The organism is Planifilum fulgidum, from assembly GCF_900113175.1.
Taxonomy (GTDB): domain Bacteria; phylum Bacillota; class Bacilli; order Thermoactinomycetales; family DSM-44946; genus Planifilum; species Planifilum fulgidum.
In genome coordinates this window covers 1-11,635 of sequence record NZ_FOOK01000053.1, presented here as the reverse complement: position 1 = coordinate 11,635, position 11,635 = coordinate 1, and the positions used below count along the sequence as shown (strand labels likewise).

At 61.7% G+C, this 11,635-nt stretch carries 11 protein-coding genes; 1 reads left to right on the top strand and 10 read right to left on the bottom strand.

The window, feature by feature from the left end:
- Nucleotides 1–130: 130 nt before the first annotated feature.
- From trxB to hisZ, 10 genes are all read right to left on the bottom strand, one after another.
- Entirely contained in the window at nucleotides 131–1,096 is a 966-nt protein-coding gene (gene trxB, locus BM063_RS16870; RefSeq protein ID WP_092041810.1) for a thioredoxin-disulfide reductase, read from the bottom strand.
- A 303-nt stretch (nucleotides 1,097–1,399) separates the two neighbouring features.
- Entirely contained in the window at nucleotides 1,400–3,136 is a 1,737-nt protein-coding gene (locus tag BM063_RS16865; protein ID WP_092041807.1) for a tetratricopeptide repeat protein, read from the bottom strand.
- 665 nt (nucleotides 3,137–3,801) lie between these two features.
- Nucleotides 3,802–4,440, bottom strand: a complete 639-nt coding sequence (hisIE, locus tag BM063_RS16855) for a bifunctional phosphoribosyl-AMP cyclohydrolase/phosphoribosyl-ATP diphosphatase HisIE (protein ID WP_425439183.1) — start codon at nucleotides 4,438–4,440, stop codon at nucleotides 3,802–3,804.
- A complete protein-coding gene (gene hisF / locus BM063_RS16850) occupies nucleotides 4,431–5,195 on the bottom strand; it encodes an imidazole glycerol phosphate synthase subunit HisF (RefSeq protein ID WP_092041802.1) in 765 nt (254 codons plus the stop codon). The genes hisIE and hisF overlap by 10 nt, the downstream gene beginning before the upstream one ends.
- Complete coding sequence (hisA, locus tag BM063_RS16845) at nucleotides 5,192–5,944, bottom strand: 1-(5-phosphoribosyl)-5-[(5-phosphoribosylamino)methylideneamino]imidazole-4-carboxamide isomerase (RefSeq protein WP_092041799.1); 753 nt, start codon at nucleotides 5,942–5,944, stop codon at nucleotides 5,192–5,194. Before hisA ends, hisF begins: the two co-directional genes overlap by 4 nt.
- On the bottom strand, nucleotides 5,941–6,561 hold the full coding sequence (hisH, locus tag BM063_RS16840; protein ID WP_092041797.1) for an imidazole glycerol phosphate synthase subunit HisH: 621 nt from the start codon (nucleotides 6,559–6,561) through the stop codon (nucleotides 5,941–5,943). The genes hisA and hisH overlap by 4 nt, the downstream gene beginning before the upstream one ends.
- Nucleotide 6,562: 1 nt before the next feature.
- Nucleotides 6,563–7,153, bottom strand: coding sequence for an imidazoleglycerol-phosphate dehydratase HisB (hisB, locus tag BM063_RS16835; protein WP_092041794.1), 591 nt, complete (start codon nucleotides 7,151–7,153; stop codon nucleotides 6,563–6,565).
- The gene (hisD, locus tag BM063_RS16830; protein ID WP_425439184.1) at nucleotides 7,146–8,435 is read right to left on the bottom strand and encodes a histidinol dehydrogenase; all 1,290 of its coding nucleotides are present in this window, start codon (nucleotides 8,433–8,435) and stop codon (nucleotides 7,146–7,148) included. Before hisD ends, hisB begins: the two co-directional genes overlap by 8 nt.
- The gene (gene hisG, locus BM063_RS16825) at nucleotides 8,435–9,076 is read right to left on the bottom strand and encodes an ATP phosphoribosyltransferase (protein ID WP_092041789.1); all 642 of its coding nucleotides are present in this window, start codon (nucleotides 9,074–9,076) and stop codon (nucleotides 8,435–8,437) included. The genes hisD and hisG overlap by 1 nt, the downstream gene beginning before the upstream one ends.
- Nucleotides 9,066–10,232: an ATP phosphoribosyltransferase regulatory subunit gene (hisZ, locus tag BM063_RS16820; protein WP_177199252.1), complete on the bottom strand. Its 1,167-nt coding sequence runs from the start codon at nucleotides 10,230–10,232 to the stop codon at nucleotides 9,066–9,068. The genes hisG and hisZ overlap by 11 nt, the downstream gene beginning before the upstream one ends.
- Before the next feature lie 174 nt (nucleotides 10,233–10,406).
- Here hisZ and BM063_RS16815 point away from each other — a divergent pair.
- A partial coding sequence (locus BM063_RS16815; protein WP_092040145.1) for an ISNCY family transposase occupies nucleotides 10,407–11,635 on the top strand: 1,229 nt, incomplete at its 3' end.

Below are 11,635 nucleotides of genomic sequence, written 5' to 3'. Positions count from 1 at the left end.
GTTCGTCCTGAACATATAAAAACCTTCCTTCGGAATTGTTTTATTCCGAATTCAACAAAAAAGGCTGTTGACCCTTCTTTGTCAACAGCCTCACCGACCTTCCGGTCGGTGCTTTTCCCCCACGCGCGATTCAAAGGCGGGCCGTTTCTTCTTTCTCCTTGGAGAGTTCCTCGTTCAGTTCTTCGATGTACTGCTGGGCTTCCATGGCGGCGATGCTGCCGTCGCTGGTGGCGGTGACCACCTGACGGAGAGTCTTCTCGCGGACGTCTCCGGCGGCGAAAATGCCCTTCAAACGGGTGCGCATCCGCTCGTCCGTCTCAATGTATCCGGCGTCGTTGGTGATCCCCAGATCGCGGACCCAGTCGGTCAAGGGATCCATCCCGATGTAGATGAAGACCCCGTCGCAGGGGAATTCCCTTCTTTCTCCCGTCTTGCGATTGTACAGCTTCACGCCGGTGACCTTGTCGTCTCCCACAATCTCTTCCACGACGGTGTCCCAGATGAAGTCCACCTTTTCGTTTTTGAAGGCCCGCTCCTGCAGGATTTTCTGGGCCCGCAACTGGTCACGCCGGTGGACAATCGTCACCTTGGAAGCAAATTTGGTGAGAAAGACCCCCTCTTCCACGGCGGAGTCGCCGCCGCCGACGACCACCAATTCCTTGTCGCGGAAGAAGGCGCCGTCACAGACGGCACAGTAGGACACGCCGCGACCGGCCAGGCGGTCTTCCCCGGGAACGCCCAGTTTCCGGTGTTCGGCGCCGGAGGCGATGATCACCGCCTTGGCCAGGTAGGTCTCCTTGCCGGTCACCACTTTCTTGTAAGGATGGGCGTCAACGATCTTCTTCACTTCCCCGAACTGGTACCGCGCCCCGAACTTCTTGGCGTGCTCCAGCATCTTGTTGGCGAGATCCGGTCCCAGAATATGATCAAAACCGGGATAGTTCTCGATTTCCTCCGTGTTGGCCATCTGTCCCCCCGGCACGCCCCGCTCCAGCATGAGGGTATCCAGGTTGGCGCGCGCGGCGTACACCGCTGCGGTCATTCCGGCAGGACCTGCTCCGATGATGATGACGTCATACACTTTGTTCTCCGACATTTGACACCCACCTTTCGGCGATCGTTGCAGATCATACCACGGTCCCACTAATATGGTTACCCGAGTCTTCAAAATCCCTAACCGGGCGAAGAAAAGCGGCGCTCCCGCAGGAATTCTCCCGGCCTTCGACCGATTTGACGCGATCCCGATCCCGCTGTCCGTCCGGGGAGGCGCCGCCTCTTCCGCCCGCCTATTCCGCAGCCGTTAGCCATGGCAAGCCCGGCCGACAGGAAAATCCCCCGGCGGACAAAAAGAGAGCCGCCCGTTTGCAGACGACACACCGACCGGCGACGGACGACGCGCTCAGTTTCTCTCTGTTTGCCGCGAATCCGCATCCTTGGGGAAAAGATCGCACACCCGTTCCAATTCCCGGGCATGTCGGCCCACGGTGGCGGCCGCCACCCGGTATTTTCGGGCCGCATCCGCCTGGGTAAGCGCCAGCCCGTGCATTTTGGCCACCACATACTCCAGGGCGGCGGCCCATCCCTCCACCTTGCGGACCGTCGGGGGATCCGCCTTGCAGTGGGCCAGATACTGGGCCCACAAGGTTTGGGCGTCCTTGATCTGGACGGCGTCATACCGGCCGCGCATTCCGTCCAGACAACACTCCAACACCCGCTTCCACTGCTCCATCCAGGCGGAGAGCCCCGGATCGCCGGAGGAGGAAAAGATTTCCACCTCCCGCCCGCCGATCCAGGCGCGATAAGGCTCTTCGGCCCCCATATGGCTCAACACGAGCAGGGCCATTTTCTTCAGCTCATCCTCTTCCTCCGGCTTCATCACGAATTGGCGCAGCACCTGCTCCACTTCGTCGTCGGCGATCCAGGCGAACAGTTTGATGACCTGGAGCTTCGTCTCCCGGTCTCCGTGATTCAGCGCCCAGAAAAAGGAGGAACGGATCAACGGATTTCTTCTGACGTGCTCCGCGGAGGCCAGCCCCCGGGGTGCCAATTGTCGGAACTGCAGCTCAAAGGGAAGTTGATAATGGTAGCTGACGACCGGCGTCCGGCCATTTTTCCGGGTCAGCCACTGCCTGCACTGGTTCAGGTAAAAGCGCGGCACCTCCGATTCCGGGTCCGCTTCCATCGCCCGCTTCCAATGCCTTTCGGCTTCGGCATGCCGGCCCGTGTTGAAGGCCGCCGCCGCCGCATAGTGATACAGGCTGGGTTCCGGTTGGGATTCCATCCTGAGGAGCCGCCGAAACATCTGATAGGCCGTTTCGTGTTCCCCCAGGATGCCCATCGTCGTTCCCAGCTTGTACATGTGCTCCAGATGCATGGGCACCCATTTCTTCAGGGATTCCACCAGGCGCTCCTTTTTGGCGGTCTCCCCCAGGTGCTGGTACAACACCGCCAGGTTGCACAGCGCGTGCAGATTGTTGGGATCCGCCTCCAGCACCCGTTGGATCTCCTGAAACGCCCGGTCCAATCTCCCCGTGTAGTAATAGGCCAGGGACAAATTGTTGCGGGCGGCCAGGAAATCGGGGTGCTGCTCCACGAGCTCCTCCAGGGCGCGGGTCGCCTGCAGGAATCGCCCTTCTTCCAAATGGCGGCGGGCTTCCTCGTGCTTCTTCATCCAGGCGTACTTGCCCCCGTAATTCGGCTGCCGCGGCTCCCGGCCCAACTCATAGGCCAACATCTGCAACATCTCGTTGGCTTCCTCCGCAAACTCCCCTTCCGGATCTTCCTCCAGGTAGCGGAGCAGGTATTCCTCGGCCAAATCGAAATCCTCCATGTTGGCCGCATTGTTCGCCATGTAAAAATAACATTCATGCAGCTGGGGATCCACTTCGTTCAAAATGCTTTCCAGCACTTCGTTCGATTCCTCGAAACGACCCATTTCGGAAAGGATCCCCGCCAGATTGCACAGGTTGATCGGATTGTCCGGTTCCTTCTCGGCGGCAATCCGGAAATATTTCAAGGCCTTGTCGTAATTGTGACGGTCCAGGGAGCGGACCGCCCGCTCAAAAAAGAAACCGGCGTCCATCCGAAGACGGACCACTTTATTGGAACGAGCCTGTTTCTTTGCTGATTTTTTCATTTTCCCCCCACTCGGCGCAGGCCGATTGGCCGGTGGTATGGTATAAAAAGTATACCATATTTTCCACAGCAAAGATATTCCCCGGATGGAGGAGGGAACATGCCCGCAGATGGAGCTCCGGGCGCGGACGGCATCGGAAGGGATGCGGAACATCGTCCCCGGTTTTCTGAATTCCCCAACGATCGACAAAAAAAACGATGGACAATCGGCCTTTGATCGGATAAAATGTTGCTCGAACAGATGTTCGCATCTTGAGCGACGATGGAAACGGCCGGTCGCCGGCTTCCCGCTTCCCGGCCGAACCGGCGGACATCCATCACTGGGGGGATCACCTATGGCTTCTCCTGAACAGTTGATCCACTGCCTGCAACGGGTCAACGCCACCATGCTCGCCCTCACCCGATGCCTGTCCGAAGAATGCACGCTGGAAGAGAGGAAACTGATCCTGCAGCTGGCCAGCGAATCCGCCGATCAATCCCGGCGGATCCGAAAACTGTTTTATCAGCTGTACGGGTCCGATCCGTACAGCGAACAGCGAAGGGCCTACGGCTTCCGCTCGGACGCGGCCCGCGGCCGGAAATCAAAGGCGAGAACGCTCCGGGAGAGACGGCTTCACGTCATCCGCTCCCACAACAGAGGTTCCCGGCAAAGCGTTTCCGACGCCCTCAGCCTTTCCGGTGACGTCGGGACAGCTCCTCCAGCACTTCGTCCAGAGGAAGCTTCGCTTCCCGCAGAAGCACGAGGAGATGAAAAAGCAGATCGGCCGTTTCGTACCGGAGTTCCTCCGGTGATCGATTCTTGGCGGCGATGATCACCTCCGCCGCCTCTTCGCCCACCTTTTTCAGGATCTTGTCCAGTCCCTTCTCAAACAGGTAGGTGGTGTAAGAGCCTTCGGGCCGCTCCGCCTCCCTGGATGCGATCAGCGCCTCCAACCGATTCAGGATGGCGAAGCGTCCGTGTTCTTCTCCCGCGAAGGAGGAATCCGGCTGTTCAAAGCAACTGGCCGTCCCCTGGTGGCAGGCGGGGCCGGCAGGGATCACCCGCACCAGGAGGGCATCCCGGTCGCAGTCGAAAGTGAGGGAGAGAACCCGCTGGGTGTTGCCCGATGTTTCCCCTTTGTGCCACAACCTTTGCCGGGAGCGGCTCCAGAACCAGGTTTCCCCGGTCTCCAGGGTTTTGCGCAGGGCTTCCTCGTTCATGTAGGCCAGCGTCAGCACTTCCTTGCTCACGGCATCCTGGACGATGGCCGGCACCAGCCCCCGTTCATCAAAACGGACCTGAGAAACATCCAGGGTCAGGGCCAACGGACGTTCACCCCTTTCTCCTTCAGATAAGATTTGACTTCGCCGATCCGCAGCTCCTGGAAATGAAAGAGGGACGCGGCCAAAGCGGCGGCCGCCGGGGTGGCGGAAAACACCTCGTAAAAATGCTCCAGGGCGCCCGCTCCGCCGGAGGCGATCACCGGGACGCGGACGCTGGAGGCGACCCGACGGGTCAGCTCCAGGTCAAATCCGCTCTTTTGCCCGTCCCGGTCCATGCTGGTGAGGAGAATCTCCCCGGCCCCCCGTTCCACCACTTCCTTCGCCCAATCCACCGCCAACCGGTCGGTGGGACGGCGGCCTCCGTGGGTGTGGACGACCCAGTCTTTTCTTCCGGGATCCCAGCGGGCATCGATGGCCACCACGATGCACTGGCTGCCGAAGCGGCGCGCCCCTTCCTCCACCAGTTCCGGACGGAGGACGGCGGCGGTGTTGATCGACACCTTGTCCGCACCGGCGCGGAGAAGGCGGAACATGTCCTCCAGAGAAGAAATCCCCCCTCCCACAGTGAAGGGGATGCTCAGTTCGGCCGCCGCCTCCCGGACGACATCCACCATCGTCCCCCTTCCCTCCTGGGAAGCGGAAATATCCAGGAAGACCAGTTCGTCAGCCCCTTCCCGGTCGTACAGCGCGGCCAGCTCCACCGGATCCCCGGCATCCTTCAGATTGACGAAGGAGACTCCCTTCACCACCCGGCCGTCCTTCACGTCCAGACAGGGAATGATCCGTTTGGTGATCACCGACCGTCCTCCCCCCTTTCCCGCGATAGAAGCTTCAAGGCTTCACCCAGATCCAGTCCTCCCGTGTAAAGGGCGCGTCCGACCACGGCTCCGGCCACGCCTTCCCCGGCATGCCGGGCCAGTCGAAGCAGATCCTGCGCATCGCGAATCCCGCCGGAGGCGATCACCGGTTTCCCGCAGGCCCGGGCCAGGGAAAGGATGGCCTCCACGTTGGGGCCGGACAGGGTTCCGTCCCGCGAAATGTCGGTAAAGATGAAGGTTTCGGCACCGTGGCGGACCATTTCCTTGGCCAGCTCCTCCGCCGTCACCTCGGTGGTCCTCAGCCATCCGTGGGTGGCGACCCGGCCGCCCCTGGCATCGATGCCGAGGGCGATGCGATCCCCGTAACGGGCGAGGGCTTCCCGGACAAACCGGGGATCGTCAATGGCGGCGGAACCGAGGATCACCCGCTCGACGCCAACGGAAAACAAGAGCTCCAGCCTCTCCATCGACCGGACCCCTCCGCCCACCTGAAGGGGAATGTCGACGCTTAAGGCCATCTCCCGGATCACCGGCAAATTGACCGGCTCCCCCGTGCGGGCCGCATCCAGATCGACCACGTGCAGCCACCCGGCTCCCTCCGCCCGCCACTTCCGGGCCACTCTCACCGGGTCCTCGTCGTAAACCGTTTCCGCTCCGTAATCTCCCTGATACAGCCGGACGCACTTTCCTCCCCGCAGGTCCACCGCCGGATAGAGGGTGAAACTCATGGGGTCCCCACCTCCGCTTCGCAGAGGGAAGCGAAACGGCGAAGCAGCTCCCGCCCCAGAGTTCCGCTCTTTTCCGGATGAAACTGCATGCCGAAAATCCGGTTCCTGCCCACGATGGCCGTCACCGGACCGTGATAGTCGGTCACGGCCAGGATGTCCTCCCGGTTGTCGGGCAGCACGTGATAGGAATGGACGAAATAGGCGTATCCCTCTTCCAATCCGTACAGGAGGGGATGAAACTGGGTGAAGGTGAGGTGGTTCCAGCCCATGTGGGGGATGTTGAAATCCCCTTGAAACCGCACCACGCGGCCGGGAAGGAGGTTCAGTCCCTGGTGGTGGCCGTGCTCTTCACTGACGGTGAACAGAAGCTGCATCCCGAGGCAGATCCCGAGCAGGGGCTTTCCTTTGAAGGCCTCCCGCTTGATCACCCCGACGAGCTTCCGTTCCGTCAGCTCCCGCATCGCGTCCCCGAAGGCGCCCACCCCGGGAAGGATCAGCCCGGAGGCCGCTTCGACGGTTTCCGGATCGGAGGTGACGGTATAGGGAAAGCCCATCCGCTCCAGAGCGCGGCTGACGCTGTGCAGGTTGCCCATTCCGTAATCGATGACGGCGATCATGCTAAAGCACCCCTTTGGAGGACGGAATCCCCTGAACCCGGGGATCCACCCGGGTGGCCTCGTCCAAGGCCCGGCCCAGGGCTTTGAACAGGGATTCGATCATGTGGTGGGTATTCCGGCCGTAATGGAGAAGAACGTGGAGATTCATCCGCCCCTCCATCGCCAGCTTCCAGAAAAACTCGTGCACCAGCTCCGTGGCGAAGGTTCCCACGCGCAGGGCGGGAAACTCGGCCCGAAACTCCAAGTGCGAGCGACCCGACAGATCCACCGCCACCTGGCCCAGGGACTCGTCCATCGGGATGACGGCATGGCCGTAGCGGCGGATGCCCGCTTTGTCCCCCAGGGCCCGGCGCAGGGCGGTCCCGAGGCAGATGGCGATGTCTTCCACCGTATGGTGGTCGTCGATGTGAACATCCCCTTTCGCCATCACCCGCAGGTCAAACAGTCCGTGCTTGGCGAACAAATCCAGCATGTGCTCCAGAAAGGGAACCCCCGTCTCCAGCTCCGTCTTCCCCGACCCGTCCAGATCCAGGGTCAGGGTGATCTCCGTTTCCTTCGTTTTGCGGTGAACCGTCGCGGCGCGATCAGCCATCCCGCCTTTCCCCTCCTTCCCGGTCGAGGCGAACGCGGATCGATTCGGCGTGGGCGCCCAGCCCCTCCCCTTCCGCCAGGGCGATCACCCGAGGGCCGTCCCGCAGGAGCGCCTCCCGGCTGTAGGCGATCAGGCTGGTCTTTTTCACAAAATCGTCCACGGACAGGGGAGAAAAGAAGCGGGCCGTTCCGTTGGTGGGGAGAACGTGGTTGGGGCCGGCGAAATAATCTCCCACCGGTTCCGGGCTGTACTCCCCGAGAAAGACGGCGCCGGCGTTTTTGACCCGACCGATCCAGCGCCACGGGTCGGCCACCAGGAGCTCCAGATGCTCGGGGGCCAACCGGTTGGCCGTCTCCACCGCCTCCGCCAGATCCTTCGTGAGACAGATCGCCCCGTGATCCCGCAGGGATTGGCCGGCGATCTCCCTCCGCTCCAGAGCCTCGCACTGTTTGACCAGTTCCCGGGAAACCCGTTCGGCCAAGGCGGAAGAGGGGGTGATCAGCACGGCGCTGGCCATCGGATCGTGTTCCGCCTGGGAAAGGAGGTCGGCGGCCACGTATGCGGGATCGGCCGTTTCGTCGGCGATGACGACGATTTCGCTCGGCCCGGCGATCATGTCGATGTCCACCGTGCCGTACACCAGCCGCTTCGCATAGGCGACGTAGATGTTGCCGGGGCCGACGATCTTGTCCACCCGCCGGATGCTTTCCGTCCCGTAAGCCAGGGCGGCGATCCCCTGGGCTCCGCCCACCTTCCAGATCTCCGTCGCTCCCGCCTCCCGCGCCGCCACCAGGGTGGGAGAATGGATGCTCCCGTCGGGAAGGGGCGGGGTCACCATGGCGATTTCCTCCACCCCGGCCACCCGGGCGGGAATCACGTTCATCAGCACCGACGAAGGATAAGCGGCCCGTCCGCCGGGAACGTACACGCCCACCCGCTCCAGGGGGCGGATGAGCTGTCCCAGTATCGTTCCGTCGGACTCCGAATCCATCCAGGAATTCCGCCTCTGCCGCTCATGGTATCGGCGGATGCGCCGGGCCGCTTCCCGCAGGGCTTCCAGCCATTCGGCGGACACCTGTTCATAGGCGGCGTCGATCTCCTCTTCGGTCACGCGGAGGTCCCGGAGGGAAGCGCCGTCAAATTTCTCCGTGTACCGCCGGAGGGCGCTGTCCCCCTCCGCCCGGACGGCGGAGAGAATCTCCCGGATCTTCCGCTCCTGATCGGCAGGCAAATCGCTTTCCCGCCTGCGCGTATCCAATTCCTCCGGCTTGACCACCCGGATCATGTTCTCACTCCTTCCTTCGTCACCGCCGCCAGCCGGGAACAAAGCCGGTCCACGGCCCCGCTCTTCAGGCGAAAGCTGGCCCGGTTGGCGATCAGGCGGGACGTCACGACGGACACCGTCTCCAGCTCGACGAGGCCGTTTTCCCGCAGGGTGCGCCCGGTGGAAACGATGTCCACAATCCGGTCGGCCAGCCCGATCAGCGGTGCGAGCTCCACGGAACCGTTCAACCGGATGATTTCCACCTGTTCCCCCTGCTCCAAAAAGTAGCGTCCGGCAATCCGCGGATATTTCGTCGCCACCCGAGGATGGAGGGAAGGGCGCCAATCGGGAAGGGCGGCGACGGCAATCCGGCACCGGCTGATCCCCAGATCGAGCAACTCGTAAACATCGCGCCCCTCCTCCATCAGCACATCCTTCCCCACCACTCCCAGGTCGGCCACCCCGTACTCCACGTACGTGGGCACATCCCCCGGTTTGGAAAGGAAAAAGGAGAGGCCGGCTTCCGGCAGGGTGACCGTCAGCTTGCGGGACTCAAACGCCCCTTCCTCCACGGGATACCCCGCCGCCTCGAAGAGCTCCAGCGCTTCCCGCAAAATCCGCCCCTTGGGCATGGCAATGGTCAAGGTGTCACCGGCCATCTTCTCCCTCCTCCCACCGGACGACGCGGTCGGCATCGATCTCCGTCTTCGGGTCCTTATCGTCGGCAACGTGCAGGATCACCGCTTTTCCTTCCCTTCTGAGTTCCTGCGCCCGACGGATCGCCTCCCTCCGGGCGGAACGGGGATAAAAAAGCGCCACCCGTTCCATCTCCCGGTCCGCGGCGGGGCTCGCCTCCATCAGCCGGTCCGTCTTCAGAGCGAACCCCGTCGCCGGCGCGGGCCGTCCGAAGCGCTCCAGCAACCGGTCGTACCGCCCGCCGCTCACCAGGGGAAAGCTGGAAGGGAGGGCGTACCCTTCAAAATAGACGCCGGTGTAGTAATGGAGGCTGCCCACCAGACTCAGGTCCAATACCACATGGCGGCTCGCCCCGAAATCCTCCAGGGCCTCCCACATCTCCCGGAGGTGTCGGACGGCGTTTTCCACCCGGCGGGAACGCATTTGCGGGCGAAGAAACTCGAGCCGGTCCTTTCCCCCGCTCAGGTGGGGAAGGCGAAGGAGCAAGTCCCTTCCCTCCGGAGACACGTCCAGCTGCGCCACCTGCTCCTTGTACCCCACCACATCCCGGGCACCCAGGCGTTCCTTCAGCCGCTCCACCTGCCCTGGATCCTCCACCTGCTCCTGCAGGAGCGCATCCAGCAGCTCCACGTGTCCGACCGCCAGTTGAAAGGACGAGATTTCGCAGGCGGAGAGGGCCTCCGCCGCCAAGGCGATCACCTCGGCATCGGCCTCCGGCGAGGGGTCCCCCACCAACTCCACTCCGGATTGAAAAAACTCCACCGTCCGCGCCGAATCGTCCTGGGCCCGGAACACGCTGGCGTGGTAAAAGAGGCGAAGCGGAAGCGGTTCGTCCTTCATCACCGAAGAAACCATCCGGGCGATGGGCGCCGTCAAGTCGGGGCGAAGCACCAGGGTTTTCCCTTCCCGGTCGATCAGCTTGAACATCTTGTATTCCGGGATGGCGCTGGCCGCCCCCACCGTGTCGAAGTACTCCAGGGTCGGCGTCAGCACTTCCCGGTACCCCCACTGCTGGAAACAGGTCTGCACCCGCCGCTCCAAAAGCCGCTTCTTGGCCGCCGTCGGCGGGGGAAAATCGCGAAATCCGGTCGGTTTTTCAAACTGGCGCAGCTTTCCCATGCAAAAACCCTCCGACGATCGCTTTAGCACGCTAAAGAAGTCCGTTCCCTGTAGTTTAACACTCGCCATCCGAGGCGTCAATCCCTTTTCCCGGCGAGGTGTTGTGCGTCTGTGATATTGTCATCCCATAACGCGTCTGAGAAAATGTCAGTTATGGGAGAAAAGACGATTACCATGAGCAGAAAAGAAGTCAAACGATTGGCTGTCATCCAACGTCTCCTTCATCAACAGATCACCACTCGTGAAGCCGCTATGCTGTTGGGGCTCAGCGTTCGTCAGGTGTACCGGATCAAAGCCCGGGTTCTTCAGGAGGGGGAAGAAGGGATTGTACATAAGAACCGGGGTAGAAAACCGGCGCATGCCTTGTCGGAAGACCTGCGACACACTATCGTGGAGTTGTACCAAAGCAAACGGTATAAAGGATCCAACGACCATCATTTTGCTGAATTGCTGGCGGAGTACGAGGGCATCCGGGTCAGTCCCTCCACCGTGCGGCGAGTCCTGCGCTCCGCCGGGATCCGACCGGCACGCAAACGCCGTCCCCCCAAAGCCCATCGTCCCCGGCCGCGAAAACCGCAAGCCGGCTTGTTGGTTCACCTCGATGCCAGCCCCCATGCCTGGTTTGAAGACCGGGGAGAGCCTTGCGTGTTGTTGAAAGCGGTGGATGATGCCACCGGTGCCATCCTGGCGGCCCGGTTCCAACCCACGGAGGACCTGACAGGCTATTTCCGTCTCCTCACGGATGTGATCCAAAAGCATGGCCTTCCTGTCGCTGTCTATACCGATCGCCACCGTATCTTCGAGTCCCCCAACGAGACATTGACGGTGAAACAGGAGCTGGCGGGTCTCAGTCCCCAAAAAACGCAGTTTGGACTGGCCCTGGAGGAATTGGGGATCGAGCATATCAAAGCCCTGTCTCCACAAGCTAAGGGCCGGATTGAGCGATGCTTCCAGACGACACAGGACCGCTGGATCATTGAGCTCCGTTTACGAAAGGTCGGCTCCGTCGACGAAGGAAACGAGGTTCTGCCCGAGTTGATCGAAAAACACAATCGGCTGTTCGCCGTGGAACCGGCTGAAAAAGAATCTGCCTTCGTCCCTTACACCCACCCCCGCGCCCTGAAGCACATCCTTTGCTACCGGGGGGTATACCGGAAAGTGGGTTCGGGTCAAACGATCTCGTACCAAGGACACACGTACAAGATCGTATCCGACCGCATCCTTCCGCTCAAAACGGAGGTGGAGGTTCGCCAGACCCTGGACGGTTCGGTGTGCATCGAGCATAGCGGGGAGATCCTGTTCGTCAAGCGGGTGGAAAAACCGGTTCGAAAGCCTGCTTCGAAGCCGGAAAAAGAAAAGGCAGGCGTTACGAAACCTCGTAAGCCTGCTCCCAATCACCCATG